Annotated in this window: 11 protein-coding genes; 5 read left to right on the top strand and 6 right to left on the bottom strand. The window is 67.4% G+C overall.

Annotation, left to right across the window (positions count from 1 at the left end; translation table 11 throughout):
* Positions 1-40: 40 nt before the first annotated feature.
* Entirely contained in the window at positions 41-1,981 is a 1,941-nt protein-coding gene (locus ACIGJD_RS18295) for a primary-amine oxidase (protein ID WP_483687418.1), read from the top strand.
* Positions 1,968-2,429: a hypothetical protein gene (locus ACIGJD_RS18290; RefSeq protein ID WP_483687417.1), complete on the top strand. Its 462-nt coding sequence runs from the start codon at positions 1,968-1,970 to the stop codon at positions 2,427-2,429. Before ACIGJD_RS18295 ends, ACIGJD_RS18290 begins: the two co-directional genes overlap by 14 nt.
* Before the next feature lie 9 nt (positions 2,430-2,438).
* Here the strand turns inward: ACIGJD_RS18290 and ACIGJD_RS18285 are convergent, their stop codons facing one another.
* The 4 genes from ACIGJD_RS18285 to ACIGJD_RS18270 all read right to left on the bottom strand — a co-directional run bounded on the left by ACIGJD_RS18285 (position 2,439) and on the right by ACIGJD_RS18270 (position 5,919).
* Entirely contained in the window at positions 2,439-3,425 is a 987-nt protein-coding gene (locus ACIGJD_RS18285; protein WP_483687416.1) for an NAD-dependent epimerase/dehydratase family protein, read from the bottom strand.
* Between the two features lie 102 nt (positions 3,426-3,527).
* The gene (locus tag ACIGJD_RS18280; RefSeq protein WP_286399808.1) at positions 3,528-3,902 is read right to left on the bottom strand and encodes a cupin domain-containing protein; all 375 of its coding nucleotides are present in this window, start codon (positions 3,900-3,902) and stop codon (positions 3,528-3,530) included.
* Between the two features lie 149 nt (positions 3,903-4,051).
* Entirely contained in the window at positions 4,052-4,810 is a 759-nt protein-coding gene (locus ACIGJD_RS18275; RefSeq protein WP_483687415.1) for a ThuA domain-containing protein, read from the bottom strand.
* The gene (locus ACIGJD_RS18270) at positions 4,810-5,919 is read right to left on the bottom strand and encodes a Gfo/Idh/MocA family protein (protein ID WP_483687414.1); all 1,110 of its coding nucleotides are present in this window, start codon (positions 5,917-5,919) and stop codon (positions 4,810-4,812) included. Before ACIGJD_RS18270 ends, ACIGJD_RS18275 begins: the two co-directional genes overlap by 1 nt.
* A 320-nt stretch (positions 5,920-6,239) precedes the next feature.
* Between ACIGJD_RS18270 and ACIGJD_RS18265 the strand changes: the two genes are divergently transcribed.
* Positions 6,240-7,532 carry an ammonium transporter gene (locus ACIGJD_RS18265; protein WP_483687413.1) on the top strand — a complete coding sequence of 431 codons (1,293 nt, stop codon included), beginning with the start codon at positions 6,240-6,242 and terminating at the stop codon, positions 7,530-7,532.
* Between the two features lie 99 nt (positions 7,533-7,631).
* On the opposite strand, the gene ACIGJD_RS18260 is transcribed toward ACIGJD_RS18265, so the two are convergent.
* Together ACIGJD_RS18260 and ACIGJD_RS18255 are read right to left on the bottom strand one after the other, a co-directional pair.
* On the bottom strand, positions 7,632-8,696 hold the full coding sequence (locus ACIGJD_RS18260; protein WP_483689542.1) for a family 43 glycosylhydrolase: 1,065 nt from the start codon (positions 8,694-8,696) through the stop codon (positions 7,632-7,634).
* Between the two features lie 211 nt (positions 8,697-8,907).
* Complete coding sequence (locus ACIGJD_RS18255) at positions 8,908-12,393, bottom strand: DEAD/DEAH box helicase (protein ID WP_483687412.1); 3,486 nt, start codon at positions 12,391-12,393, stop codon at positions 8,908-8,910.
* Positions 12,394-12,606: 213 nt separating this feature from the next.
* On the opposite strand from ACIGJD_RS18255, the gene ACIGJD_RS18250 reads away from it, so the two are divergent.
* Both ACIGJD_RS18250 and ACIGJD_RS18245 read left to right on the top strand, forming a co-directional pair.
* Positions 12,607-13,257 (top strand): DMP19 family protein, encoded by a 651-nt coding sequence (locus ACIGJD_RS18250; RefSeq protein ID WP_483687411.1) that lies wholly within the window; start codon positions 12,607-12,609, stop codon positions 13,255-13,257.
* A gap of 87 nt (positions 13,258-13,344) precedes the next feature.
* Positions 13,345-14,043 carry a protein tyrosine phosphatase gene (locus ACIGJD_RS18245; RefSeq protein WP_483687410.1) on the top strand — a complete coding sequence of 233 codons (699 nt, stop codon included), beginning with the start codon at positions 13,345-13,347 and terminating at the stop codon, positions 14,041-14,043.
* Positions 14,044-14,169 lie beyond the last annotated feature (126 nt).

Below are 14,169 nucleotides of genomic sequence, written 5' to 3'. Positions count from 1 at the left end.
AACCCAGCGGCCGGAGACGGCCCTGACAAAAGGCTCTCCCATGACTCTTGCACCCACCGAAACTGCCTCCGCCTTCGGACTGGCATCAGCGCCGGAAATCCTGGATGTGCGTTCCATCCTTCAGGCCGAAGGCCAATTGGGCCCGCAGCACCGGATCGCCTACCTGGGCCTGCTGGACCCGGCCCGGGGTAATGACCCGGTCACGGCGGACCGGCGCTTCCGCGTCTTTATCCACGACGTCTCCGGAGCTGCGCCGCGCGACGTCGTCGTCTCCACCACCCAGCGAAAGGTGCTCTCCGCCGTCGAGCTCGACACCGCGCTGACCGGCGAACTGCCCGTCCTTGAGGAGGAATTTGAGGTTGTGGAGTCGCTCCTGGCCACCGACGAACGGTGGCTCAAGGCGCTGGCGGACCGGGGGCTCGCTGTCGAAAAGGTCCGAGTGGCTCCGCTGTCCGCAGGCGTCTTTGAGTATGCGGAAGAGAAGGGCAGCCGCATCCTTCGCGGACTGGCCTTCGTGCAGGACTTCCCGGAGGACAGCGCCTGGGCACACCCCGTCGACGGCCTGGTGGCGTACGTGGATGTGGTCAGCAAGGAGGTCACCCAGGTGATCGACCTCGGGGTGGTGCCCATTCCCGCCGAGCACGGCAACTACACCGATCCGGAGCTGACCGGTCCCCTCCGCGAAACCCAGAAGCCAATCAGTATCACCCAGCCCGAGGGACCCAGCTTCACGGTCACTGGCGGCAACCACGTGGAGTGGGAAAAGTGGAGCGTGGACGTGGGCTTCGATGTCCGCGAAGGCGTGGTACTGCACAATCTCGCCTTCCAGGACGGCGACCGGAAGCGGCCCATCATCAACCGCGCCTCGATTGCCGAGATGGTGGTTCCGTACGGCGACCCGTCGCCCATCCGGTCCTGGCAGAACTACTTCGACACCGGTGAATACCTGGTGGGCCAGTACGCCAACTCGCTGGAGCTGGGCTGCGACTGCCTGGGTGAGATCACCTACCTCAGCCCCGTCATCTCCGACGCGTTCGGCAACCCGCGGGAAATCCGCAACGGCATCTGCATGCACGAGGAGGACTGGAGCATCCTCTCCAAGCACTCCGACCTGTGGAGCGGCGTCACCTACACCCGCCGCAACCGCCGCCTGGTGATCTCCTTCTTCACCACCATCGGCAACTACGACTACGGCTTCTACTGGTACCTCTACCTGGACGGCACCATCGAGTTTGAGGCCAAGGCCACGGGCATCGTCTTCACCTCCGCCTTCCCCGAGGGCGGCTCGGACAATATCTCCCAGCTCGCCCCGGGCCTGGGAGCGCCGTTCCACCAGCACCTGTTCAGCGCACGGCTGGACATGGCCGTAGATGGGTTCACCAACCGCGTGGAGGAAGAGGACGTGGTCCGCCAGGCCATGGGTCCCGGCAACGAGCGCGGCAACGCCTTCTCCCGCAGGCGCACCCTGCTGGCGCGGGAATCCGAGGGTGTCCGGGAAGCCGATGCCCGCGCGGGCAGGACCTGGATCATCTCCAACCCGGAGTCCCGCAACCGGCTGGGCGAACCCGTGGGCTACAAGCTGCACTCCCACAACCAGCCCACGCTCCTGGCGGACCCGGATTCCTCCATCGCCCGGCGTGCCGCCTTCGCCACCAAGGACCTGTGGGTCACCCGATATGCCGAGGAGGAGCGGTACCCCACGGGAGATTTCGTCAACCAGCATGCCGGTGGCGCCGGCCTGCCCGCCTACGTGGCGCAGGACCGGGACATCGACGGCCAGGACATCGTGGTGTGGCACACCTTCGGCCTGACCCACTTCCCCCGGGTGGAGGACTGGCCCATCATGCCCGTGGACACCGTCGGCTTCAAGCTCCGGCCCGAGGGCTTCTTCGACCGCAGCCCCGTCCTGGACGTCCCCGCCAACCCAAACCAGCAGGCGTCGTCCTGCCACAGCGAGGGCGGCAGCGGTGGCTGCCACTAGCCCGTCGGCTGGGCTTATAACGCGAACGACGGCGGCAGGACGGGTCGGTGCCAACCGGCCCGTCCTGCATCCCCGGCTCGTCGCCGTGGTCACCGCGGTGTCCTGCGGGGCGCACGTTTGGCTGGCCGTCTCGGGGCATCACGGTGTGTGGCTTGGCGTCCTGATGGTGGCGCTCGCCGCCGTCTGCCTGCCCTGCACGGTCCACATCTGGCGGCACTGTAGGCTGGGCGCCCTGCACCAGGTCACGGGTGCCGCTGTGGCCATGGCTGCACTGCATACCGTCCTGCTGCTCGGCGGTGGTGCCGGGCATGTCCATGGCGGGGTGCCGCCGGCGTCCGCTGCTGCTGAGTCCGGCGGCACCCAACTGCTGCTGGTGATCGCCCTGGAACTGGCAAGCGCGCTGCTCGCCGCCACGCTGGTGGCGCGACTGCGGCACCTGTCTGTGTAGGTGCCGTGCTTAGCCGGCCGGCACGCCGAGCGGGCGCGCGACGTGCAGCTGTTCGTGGTCAACGAGCCACTCGACGGCTTCAAAAATGGCCTGCTCAGGTTCGTACCGCGGCGCGTAGCCCAGCACGGAGGCGGCCTTTTCGATGCTGAAGCACTGGCTGCGGTAGAGGTGGCCCCAGCTGGACTCCGCGTAGTCGCGCGTCGTGTTTTCGCGGAAGCGGTCCCACGTGACCGTTTCCAGCACGGCGGCGTGGCCAAACCAGGATGCGGCAATGTCGGCGTAGCCGCGGACGGTCAGTGCCGTGGGGGCGACGATGTTGAAGTCCTCGCCGGCAGCAGCTTCCCGCTGCGCGATGGCCTTTTCGAAGGCTTGGGCGACGTCGTCGGCGTGCACGTGGTGCATCAGCTCGGCGCCGCTGCCGGGCACCCGGAGGGGCTGGCCGGCAGAGATGGTCTGCCAGACATGGGGGTCGAGGTTGCCCAGCGGGCCGATGGGGTGCCACCCCGGACCGACGATGTGCCCGGGGTGCAGCGACGTGGTGGCCAGCCCGCCGCGCGCCGTTTCCTCCTTCAACATCAGGGCGATCCGGTTCTTCTGGACGCCGTACTCGCCGAAAGGCTCCGCGGCCGAATCCGATCCCTCCCTGATGGGCAGCTTCAGGCTTTGCCCGTACCGCCAGACGGAGCCACAGTGCAGCAGGTGCCCCACCTCGCCGCGCAGGCTTTGCACCAGCGACGTTGCCGATTCGAGGGTGAAGCAGACCAGGTCCACCACGGCGTCCGGCTTGAGGGCAGCAACCCGGTCACCGAAAGTGCCGTCGCGGTCCTCCGCCTCCCGGTCTGCGGTGACCTGGTGCACCTCCTGCCACTCGGGTGCCTCGCTGTAGGGCTTGCGGTTGCCGCGGCTGATGGCGGTGACGTCGTGGCCGGCGCGGACCAGCCGGGGGACCAGGAATGAACCGATGTGGCCGCTGCCGCCGATGACGGTGACTTTCATTGTTCTCCGATCGTTGTGTTCCCTCCACCGTAGGGCCCGGGCAACAGGAAAGGGAGGTCCTGGCGGACCTCCCTTTCCTGGCGATACGTGGGAACCTTGGGGTCAGGCGGGCTTGGCGAATTCTGCTGCGCTCATCACTTCATAGCAAACGTAGGTCTCGCTGCCTTCCACCCAGGCGTCGTGGCCTGCCGGGATGGAGTACGCGTCGCCGGCCTGGATGGTCATGCCGGTTCCGTCGGCCATCTGCACGGTCAGGGTCCCGGCGGCACAGACGCCCAGGTGGTTGACCTGGCAGGTGTCCGTCTGGACCACCGTCTTGACGGTTTCCGACCAGCGCCAGCCGGGCTCGAAGGTGAACCGGCCAAGGGTGGCGCCACCAATGTTTACTACGTCCACCTGAGTCTTGGGAGGGCGGCGCTTTTCATCCGGTTGGTCAAATGATTTGGACTCCAGGTCCTTCACCGTTACTGCGGGCATTGCTGGCTCCTTCGTAAGGAGTGGTTATTGAGTTCGTCCGGGGCTGTGCGCGGCCGGGAATCGGGGCCGGCAGGGCGGGATGTGCCCCGTCCAGAGCCTGCCGGACCCATGGATCAACGCTCTCAATCTGCTCTTGCGCGCACCCGATGTCAATGACGGTTTTCGGCCTGGAACCACTCCCGCCCGGGGTTGGTCACCGAGGGGGCGGAACGGTCAAGGCCCGGCTGCGCCGCCCACTTCGCACCGTTGGCCAGAACGCGCTGGACCTGCGGGTGGTGGTACACCGGGTACTCCTGGTCGCCCGGGCTGAAGTAGAAGATGCGGCCCTTGCCCCGGGTAAAGGTGACGCCGGAGCGGAACACCTCACCGCCCGCGAAGGAGCTGATGAAGATCAGGTCGTCCGGGTCCGGAATGTCGAACAGCTCGCCGTACATCTCCTGCTCGGGGATGACGATGGGGCTGTCCACGCCTTCCGAGATGGGATGCGAGGGCTTCACGGTCCACACCAGTTCGCGCTCGCCGTCGTTCCGCCAGGCAAGGGAGCAGCTGGTCCCCAGCAGTTTGGTGAAGATCTTCGATAAGTGCCCCGAGTGGAGCACGATCAGCCCCATCCCGCCCAGGACGTGCCGGTGGACGCGTTCGACGGCGGCATCGCTGACCTCGGCGTGGGCTATGTGCCCCCACCAGAGCAGGACGTCGGTGCCCGCGAGCACCTCCTCCGCAAGGCCGTGCTCATCATCTGTGGCGAGGACCGCCGTCGTAACCTCCGCGTCCGGAAGGTGGGAGCGAAGCCCCGCAGCGATGGCGCCGTGGATGCCGTCGGGGTACATCGTGCCAATGTGGGACGGCTCGTTGTTGGCCTCATGCACGCCCTCGTTCCACACCCGGATCCGCAGTTTGCTGTTCATCAGAGCCGCACCTCCCTCTGCTCCAGTGCCGACTGGTAGCAGGCATCGATGATTTGTGCCCGGTAAAGCGCCAGGGAGCCGTCATGCCGGCCCCACACCTGGGCACCGCCGCGCACGGCAGCGACGAAATCCTCCACCACTGCATCATGGGCGCGGCCCGGTACGACGACGGGCATATAGTCGGCGGATTCGCCGTCCTTGTCCGTGAACACGCGAAGTTCGCCAATGGGCGGAAAAGGCGCCCCATGGGCCTTGAGTTCGGCGCCGCCGTCGGTGCCGTAGACCGTGAACTCCAGCTGGTCGTCCACTTCCCGGTAAGTGGCCCAACTTGCTTCGATCACGAGCGTTCCGCCGCCGTCAAGCCGCAGGAAGGCCGAGGCGAAGTCCTCCACCTCGAACGCGTGGCTTGATGCCTGGGCCGTAAACCGGGTTCCGCCGCCCCTGCCCTGCGGCCCGAGCTCGGAGTGGGTGGCGGCGGAGACAGCCACAACCTTCGGTTCGCCCAGCAGGTACAGGGCGTAGTCCAGTGCGTGGACACCGATGTCGGCGAGCGGTCCGCCACCGGACAGCTCAGGGTTGGTGAACCAGCTGCCCAGGGTGGGGATGCCGGAGCGGCGCAGCCAGGATGCCTTGGCGTAGTAGGGGCGGCCCAGGCCGCCGTCGGCGATGACCTGCTTGAGGGCCTGGATGTCCCCGCGGCGGCGGTGGTTGAACGCCACGTCCAGGACGCGTCCGGCCTTCCGTGCAGCGTCCACCATGGCCTGGCCTTCCACGGCGTTGCGTGCAATGGGCTTCTCGCTCAGCACGTGGATTCCGCGTTCCAGCGCGGCGATCGCGACCGGTGCGTGCAGGAAGGTGGGGAGTGCCACGCTGACGGCGTCCAGGCCGCCGTGGTCCAGCATCTCCTTCCAGTCGGCGAAGCCGTTCGGAATGGAGTACTCGGCCTGCAGGGAGTCCCGGAGCTCATTTTCCATTCCTGCGAGCGAGACGATGCGGACGCCCTCGATGGCGGCGTAGGCCTTCAGGTGCTGCTGGCCGGCCCAGCCGATGCCCACCACGCCCACCCTGAGTTCAGTCCGCGGCGCGGGGGAGGGCTGCGTGTTGTTCAAGGGCTGGCTCCTTCGGGGTGGTTTGCTGCCCGGATTTCCCTAGCCTAGTCCTGCAAGCGCCTGGTCCTGCGCTGCCTCGTCGGCCTGCCCCTGATACGTCAGGTGCTCCTGCGTCCTGCGTTACAGCTGAAACCCCGGCGCAAATGACGGAAACCATCATTTAACACCCCTGAAACCCAACCAGAAATGGCCGCCATAGATTGAGACCAGACGGCAAAAGCCGCCCCTCCGCCGCACGTGGTTTCTCCGTCCACGTCCCTCCGGCGAAACGGCTCTGACGGCAACTTACCGCTCTGTTCGCATCTTGAAAGGGGTTTCCCATGGACTCGGGAAATGTCGCTTGGATTTTGGCCAGCTCGGCGCTGGTTTGCATGATGATCCCCGCCCTGGCCCTGTTTTACGGGGGCATGGTGGGCTCGCGCCGCATCCTCAACATGATGATGATGTGCGTCGGCGGCGCCAGCCTGGTGGCCGTCCTGTGGGCCCTGTTCGGGTACTCGATGGCCTTCGGCAACTCCGTCGGCGGCCTGGGCCTGATCGGTGACGTCACCGAATTCCCAGGCATGGGGCAGCTGCTGGCCAAGGATGATTCGGCGTCCATCCCGGTCATCCTGTTTGCCGCATTCCAGCTGTTCTTTGCCTGCGTCACCACGGCCCTGGTTGCCGGAGCCGCCGCAGGCCGGATGAAGTTCGGCGCCTGGATGCTGTTCGCGGGCATCTGGGCCACTATTGTCTACTTCCCCATTGCACACTGGGTCTTTGCGTTCGACTCGGCGGACGGCAGCACCGTGGGCGGTTGGATCGCCAACGGCATCAAGGCCATCGACTTCGCCGGCGGCACCGCGGTGCACATGAACGCCGGCGCCGCGGCCCTGGCTCTTGCCCTGGTCCTGGGCAAGAGCTCCGGCTGGCCCAAGGTGGAACATGCCAAGCCGCACAGCCGCCCGCTGGTGCTGCTGGGTGCAGGCCTGCTTTGGGTGGGCTGGTTCGGCTTCAACGCCGGCTCCGCCCTCTCCGCCGGCCAGTCGGCAGCGGTAGTGTTCCTCAATACCGCGGTGGCAGCTTCCACCGGCCTGCTCGCCTGGGCGCTCGTGGAGCGGTTCCGCCACGGCGCGGCCACCAGCATGGGTGCGGCCTCCGGCCTTGTCGCCGCCCTGGTGGCCATCACCCCGGCCTGTGGTGCGGTCAGCCCGCTGGGCGCACTGGCCATCGGCGCGATCGCCGGCGCCGTCTGCTCGCTGGCCATCGAATGGAAGTTCCGCCTGGGCTTCGATGATTCTCTCGACGTCGTTGGCGTGCACCTGGTGGGCGGCATCCTGGGCACCCTGCTGATCGGCCTCTTCGCCACGGACAAGGCCCCGAACGGCGTCAGCGGCCTCTTTTACGGCGGCGGGTTCGAACTGCTGGGCGTGCAGGCCCTGGCCACGGTTACGGTGCTGGCCTACTCCTTCGTCATCACGTGGGTCCTGGCCAAGATCCTGGACAAGGCCATGGGCGGCCTCCGCATCAAGCCCGAGGACGAACTGCGCGGCATCGACCTCGCAGCGCACTCCGAGCTGGCGTACCTGATGGACGAGGACCCGGTGGAGTTGGGCTCGCCGCAGCGGGTCTAGTCCCAGCCCGGCAGTCAGGGCCAAACCTTGGACCGGTGCCGGCAGCCGCCGGCTTATAGTTCCGAGGTTTGGCCCTTCTGCGTGTCCAGCACCCAGCGCCTAGTGCTCGGTACAAACCAGAATTCCGCCGCGCACTTCCAGCACGGTTGCCCGGACGTGGCTGAGGCGGGTGCGCGGGTCCGGCGCCATGGTGTCGATGTCCTCACCGCCCCAGTAGGGATGGGTGAAGTAGACCAGCAGCGCCCGCTGCGTGCCGCCGTCGGATGTTCCGGCCTTTGGTTCCTGCCCGGCACCGCCGGTGAGGGGCACCACGTCGGCATGGCGCCCGACGACGGCCCGTCCGTCCACCGATTCCGGCGCCGTGAGGAGCAGCCCACCGAGGTGCTCCTGCCGGACCCAGGTGCCGGCGGCATCATCGGAGCGGTATACCGCCTGGCCGCGCCACTCGTCCACGATCATCCAGTAGCTGCCGCCCAGCCGGAAGACCTTGGGGCCTTCGTGCGGCCGCCCGGGAATGGCGACGCCTTCCAGGACCCACGACGAAGGGTCGTCCGGAGTGTCGCTGACCGCGCTGTACGTGTTGGAGCCGCGGGCCTCGTCCTTGTACCAGAGCCGGTACCGGCCGTCCCCGCATCGGGCCACGGCCGCGTCGATTACCCGCGGCGAGTCCAGGTTGATGGCGCCCAGGTACTCCCAGTTTTCCAGGTCCCGGCTGGCGAACTGGACGATTTCGGCCTTCCCGGTCCAGTCCGTCCGCCTGCCGCCCAGGACGGTCAAGTACATGATCCACCGGTCGCCAATGCGGACGACGTCGGGCGCCCAGAGGGTTGCCGGGAGTTCCGTTCCGGGCGGGACGAGTCCCTCCGCGGTGCCTTGGTAGCGCCAGGTGGCGCCGCCGTCGGCCGACCGGGCGACGCCGATTCCCGTGCCGTGAACCCACTCCACTCCGGTCAGTCCCGGGGCGGTGGCCCGGCGCTGGGTGTAGAAGAGGACCCACTCGCCCTTCAGGTGGTCCGCCACAAGGATGGGGTCGGTGGGCCCGTCCCAGACCGGATCACGGTAGGGGACCGTGAAGGCGTCCGGGCGCAGGTGGGGGAGGGCCGGCGGGGCAGGTGCTTGACCTGTTTCGTGCCCGGCGGGCTGCCCCGCTTTTTGAGGGGCCATCTGCTGCTGCGACACGGTTTCTCCAACGTTGTAGTTTTGCATTGGATCCCAGCATAGGCGCCCCTGGCCGACGCGCAAACGCTCCTGCGCTGCACAGATTCATTTATGCCGCGGATATCTGCGCTGCGAAAAGGCATGGGCGCGTCGAATATCAGTAACCGCGTCGAAAATCACGAACCGCGCCCGCAGCCCTACTCCTCGACCCCCAGCCCTACTCCTTGAACAACCCCGCCAGGTCCTCGGCCGTGATCGCCCCGCCGGCCAAGGCGTCGCCTTCCATGACGTCCGCGAAAAGCTGCGACTTCCGGGTCTTGAGCGCCATGACCTTCTCCTCGATGGTGTCCTTGGCCACCAGCCGGTACACCATCACGTTCCGGGCCTGGCCGATCCGGTGCGTCCGGTCAACAGCCTGCGCTTCGGACGCCGGGTTCCACCAGGGATCGAGCAGGAAGACGTAGTCGGCCTCCGTGAGGTTGAGGCCGAAGCCGCCGGCCTTCAACGAGATCAGGAACACCGGAGCCTTGCCGTTCTTGAACTCACTGACCACGTCAGCCCGGTTCCGGGTGCCGCCGTCGAGGTAGCAGTACTCGATCTCCTCCTGGTCCAGCCGCTCCCGGACCTTGCCCAGGAAGCCGGTGAACTGGCTGAAGATCAGCGCCCGGTGCCCCTCTGCCACCAGGTCCTCGAGCTGCTCGAACAGGACATCCAGTTTGGAGGACCGCACCGCGGCCAGGGAAGCATCCACCAGGGAAACGTCCAGGCTGAGCTGCCGCAGCAGGGTCAGCGACTGGAAGATGGTGAACCGGTTCTTGTTGACGTCCTCGATCAGCCCCAGGATCTTTTGCCGTTCCCGCTGCAGGTGCGTCTGGTACACCTTCTGGTGCCGCGGATTGAGCACCACTTCCAGGACCTGCTCCTGCTTGGGCGGCAGGTCCTTGATGACCTGGTCCTTGGTGCGGCGCATCATCAGCGGGCGGACCCGGCGCCGGAGCTTTTCCAGCTGCCCCTTGTCGCCGTTCTTCTCCACAGGCTTCTGGTAATACTCCGCGAACCGCTTGGGGCTGGAGAAGAGGCCCGGAGCCACGATGGACGTGAGCGCCCAGAACTCCATGAGGTTGTTCTCCAGCGGCGTGCCGGTGATGGCCAGCTTGAATGCCGCCGGCAGCTTGCGGGCGCACTGGTAGGCCTTGGACTGGTGGTTCTTCACGAACTGCGCCTCGTCCAGCACCAGCCCGGACCAGGTGCGGGAGGCGTAGGACTCGTAGTCGATGCGGAACAGGGCGTAGGAGGTAATCACCACGTCGGCGCCGGCCAGCACCTCCGCCACGTCCTGGCCGCTCTTGGCGAACGTCTCACCGACGGTCCGCACGGTGAGGCCCGGGGCGAAGCGCGCGGCTTCCGCGGCCCAGTTGCCCACCACGCTGGTGGGCGCCACCACCAGGAAGGGGGCGACGGCGGCCGGCTGGTTTGCGCCGTCCACAACGGAGCCGGCGGCAGCACCGCCGTCGGACGTTCCCAGGGCAGCCGCAGCTTCGACAGCCAGCTCCTTCGCCGCGCACATCAGGGCCAGCGCCTGCACGGTCTTGCCCAGGCCCATGTCGTCGGCCAGGATGCCGCCCAGCCCGTGCTTGTACAGGAAGCTGAGCCAGTTGAAGCCCTCCAGCTGGTACGGCCGCAGCTCGGCGTTCAAGGTAGCCGGCAGCGGCAGTCCGTCGGTGCCGCCTTCCAGGAGGCCGCCCACTGCGGACCGCCAGGCAGCCGCCTGTTCGTCGACGATCCCCAGCTGCGCCAGCTCGTCCCAGAGCCCGGCCTGGAACCTGCTGATCTGCAGCGGAGCGTCCTTGTTGTCCTGCAGTGCCCTTGCTTCCTCGATCAGGGCCCGCAACTGGTGCAGCTCCGGCAGGTCCAGTGAGAAGTAGGCGCCGCTGGGCAGCAGCATCTTGGTCTGGCCGGCAGCCAACGCCGAAAAGACGGCAGCAAAGGAAACGGGCTGGCCTTCGAGGGAAATCTGGATGCCCAGGTCGAACCAGTCGCGCTGTTCGGTCGCCTTGGTGGAAATTGACACCACGGGTGCTTCCTCGGCCTCGCGGTAGTCCGCGATCTCGCCTGCGGTCTCCACGTCCACGTCCGGCGCCTCCCGCAGCCGCGGCAGCACTTCCTCCGTGAACGCCAGCGTGTCCAGGCCTGTCAGCTCGGCAGAGGCCGCCAGCCGGGGCGTGCCCCAGCCGCCGGTGGCGGATTCGCCCAGGGCGGGCACCACGTCCCACGGCCGGCCGACGCCCTCCAGGATGCGGGACTCGGCGGTGTCGTCACGGTAGCCGGCGTCACCCGGGTGCCGCCACAGCGGCTGCGCCGTGACCAGCTTGCCGGTCTTGTAGTGCCACTCCCAATGCAGCCGCACCCGGTGGTCCGCACCGTAGTTCGCCAGCAGCGACAGGGTGGGGACGGCGAGTTCGGGCAGCTCCACGGTCTCGTCCCGCGCCGTCACCCGGGCCGTCTGCTTCAGCTTCGGGTAGAAGCCCGTCAGGAACCGTGTTTCATCCTTGGCCGGGATGTGCAGCGTGCTTCCCGCGGTGACGAACGCCAGCAGTTCCTCGCTCAGTCCGTTCTCGAGCGGGGCCAGGGTAATGGTTCCGTTGGGATCAGGCACGCCCGGCAGTGACGCCTCCCCGGAGGTAAAGAACAGCCCGTGCGCCGGCCGGCCGATCGTGCCCACCGACGCCGGATCAACCTCCGCGCCCTCAACGGTGATGGTGGGCGAAAGTTCCAGCCCGCCGTCGGACGCCTGTGCGTTGGCTGCGTCCACCCCGGCCGGCTCGGCCACCGGAGCCCCGTAGCGGCTCAGGGAAAGTCCGACGGCGGCAGGGGCCTCGGCGATGCGGACCGGCTCAGTGCCGCGCGAGTGGACCAGCGCGAGCCCGATCTTCCGGGCATCGGACAGCAGGCTCCACAGGTTCTTTCCGGCATAGGAGTTCAGGCCCAGCCACAGTCCCGCCGAATTGTGCATCCGGCTGGCGGAGGAGGAATGTCCGGCCAGGAACTCCTGCAGCCACTCAACGTGCGCCTGGTTCGATTCACGCCGGAAGTTCAGGTAGCTCAGGGTGTTCCAGGAAACGTCGCCGCGGATCCACTTGCCCTTGGCGCCCATGATGACGGGCCGGACCTTGAGCTGCCGCACGCCGCGCACCGGATCCCGGCGGCCGGTGTAGGAGAAGTGCGGGGGCGGCTCCTCCACCTCGAACTGCAGGGCCAGGGGAACTCCGCTGGTGGATGGGGCGGAACCGGGCTGGGAGATCAGCGGGCTGAGGGCCTGCTCCCAGTCGGAAAGGGCAGCGGAGGGTGCGCGGGAAACCTGCGTTGCGGTGGACGGCGCCAGCAGCTGCATCCGGACCGAGGGGTTGTCCTCCGCGGCGAAGAGCAGGGCCGCCACATGCTTGCAGTCCTTCCGGACCGGGCAGCTGCAGACACCCACGGTGCAGCTCCAGCCGCCGGCCTTGCGGACCAGCTTGGCGGTGGTGGAATAAGGAACCTCAGCGCCGCCCCGGACCTTTCCCAGCATGAGTCCCGTGCCGCCGTCGAACGAAATGCCGGAGACCCTGCTGGCCATGGCATACGCCAGCCCGGCCGCCAGCGAGCGGTCGTTGATGGCAGGTGTCTGTATTGCCAGATCCGCACTTTCGTCCGGTTGGGATGGCATGGTGGCACTACTTTCGGGAGGTCACGGCGGAGCCGGATCCGGTGGGTGGCTATCTGATCCATCTTAGTTCGCCACAGTGCGGGCCTTTGCCGGGCGCTTTCTCCGCAAGCCCCAAAAACTTCGCTTGGCGTTCATTTCCCGCCGGCTCAGCCGTGACCCTTCCCCCATACCGTAAAGGCGTCCGCCGCACCACCACCTCCAGCAAGGATCCCCATGGCCACCACGTTCCTGCCCGTCGTCCTCACCAGCAGCAGCATCGACGGTGGCAGGGACGAAGAGGTGGTGGAGGCCAACGCTGCGATTGTCAATGCCATGCACCATGCCCTGCTGTTCACGGACGAGATGTCACCGGTTGCCGTCCGGAGCTGCTCGGTGGACTCCTATCTTTCCGAATTGCTGGAGGGCGGCTTCGCGCAGTACGCGGCCATGGCGGGCCGCCGCTTCGGCGCAGCCGACGCCCTGGTGCGCGAGGGCATGGCCGCAATGGGTGCCATCGCGCATCTGGACCTGTTTGATCGTGCCGTGGAAGCCTGCGGCCGTGGAGACGTTCACGACGGCGTTTTCCGGATGGCGGAGCTGGACGGCGAGTTTGAAGAGCTGCTGGAGCGTGAAAACATCACCGCCCTCAACTCCAGGTGGCTGCTCTGCCAGCCGGACCTCTTGGTGCTGGATGACGAGGAAATCGGCCCCTACATCCAGCGCGCGGCGGCTTCGGTTCCTGGCGCGGCCGGCAGGAGAGCCGCCGGCGCCGGCGTCCCGGCTTCGCGGATCGCGGGAGCGCTGCGAAGCAACCGGAACGGCCCTGCGATCCGGAACCTTTCAGGCGATTTGGGCGTAGGAAAAGAAATTCCCGGGCGTCCGTAACCTTTCTGGAACTGGGGGCGATGTAGTCAGTGATGGGCCCGCCCGGCGGGCCCAGTCCGATGTGTTGTCTAGGTTTTGGAGAAGTAAATGTCTGTGTTCACCGTTCTCGCCACCAGCAAAGTCGCCGCCGGAGTCCTGGCCGCCGGAACCCTGGCAGTAGGAGGAACCGGTGCCGCCGCCGTCTCGGGCGTCCTCCCGGCCCAGGCCCAGCAGACCGCCCACGAACTCTTCGGTGCTCCCGCACCCAAGCTGGCAGCGGAAGCAGCTGCTGATGCCCAGGCCACCCCGGCTCCCACCGCAACCGCCGCGGTGACCGACGCCCTGGAGCAGGCAGAAGCCACCGGCGACGCCACCGCCAAGGCTTCCGCCACCGCCGAGGCTTCGGACGAAAAGGTCAGCGCCGACGCAACGGAGTCGGCAAAGGCCAACACCGCCGTTGACGCTGCCGGCCCCGCCGCCCTGGGCCTCTGCACCGCCTTCACCCACGGCGGCCTGGACGCTTCTTCCAAGGCGTTCTCCTCGCTGTCCATCGCAGCCCAGGGTGATGCGAACATCAAGAGCTACTGCGCCGACGTCGTGACCAAGGCTGACGCCGCCGCGAAGGCCGGCGCCGAAACCAAGGGTTCGGTGTCCGTCCAGGCTGAAAAGCCCGAGGTTCCGTCGGTTCCCGCAGTTCCCGCCGTTCCGGCAGTTCCGGGTGTCGACGGCAAGACCACCGTCCCCGCGGTTCCTGCTGTCCCGGCTGTGGGCAACACGGTCCACGCGCCGTCGGTTTCGGCCCGCTAAGGCTCATTGGCTAGTCTGGACTGCGGCTTACCGGCCGCAGTCCGGACAGCCGGGCGGGGCGCGCACGTCAGGCAGGGCGCCCGTGAAAGACCCGTAAAGAGGCAGCCGGATAACCACGGGGGACTG

The organism is Arthrobacter sp. E1SS-5 (assembly GCF_057073715.1).
This window is presented reverse-complemented; position numbering and strand designations above follow the sequence as displayed.

What these genes read in the sequence shown, in the direction of transcription:
- ACIGJD_RS18295 (WP_483687418.1), top strand. Translation starts at nt 41, where the DNA reads ATGACTCTTGCACCCACCGAAACTGCCTCCGCCTTCGGACTGGCATCA.
- ACIGJD_RS18285 (WP_483687416.1), bottom strand. Translation starts at nt 3,425, where the DNA reads ATGAAAGTCACCGTCATCGGCGGCAGCGGCCACATCGGTTCATTCCTG.
- ACIGJD_RS18280 (WP_286399808.1), bottom strand. Translation starts at nt 3,902, where the DNA reads ATGCCCGCAGTAACGGTGAAGGACCTGGAGTCCAAATCATTTGACCAA.
- ACIGJD_RS18275 (WP_483687415.1), bottom strand. Translation starts at nt 4,810, where the DNA reads ATGAACAGCAAACTGCGGATCCGGGTGTGGAACGAGGGCGTGCATGAG.
- ACIGJD_RS18265 (WP_483687413.1), top strand. Translation starts at nt 6,240, where the DNA reads ATGGACTCGGGAAATGTCGCTTGGATTTTGGCCAGCTCGGCGCTGGTT.
- ACIGJD_RS18260 (WP_483689542.1), bottom strand. Translation starts at nt 8,696, where the DNA reads ATGGCCCCTCAAAAAGCGGGGCAGCCCGCCGGGCACGAAACAGGTCAA.
- ACIGJD_RS18255 (WP_483687412.1), bottom strand. Translation starts at nt 12,393, where the DNA reads ATGCCATCCCAACCGGACGAAAGTGCGGATCTGGCAATACAGACACCT.
- ACIGJD_RS18250 (WP_483687411.1), top strand. Translation starts at nt 12,607, where the DNA reads ATGGCCACCACGTTCCTGCCCGTCGTCCTCACCAGCAGCAGCATCGAC.
- ACIGJD_RS18245 (WP_483687410.1), top strand. Translation starts at nt 13,345, where the DNA reads ATGTCTGTGTTCACCGTTCTCGCCACCAGCAAAGTCGCCGCCGGAGTC.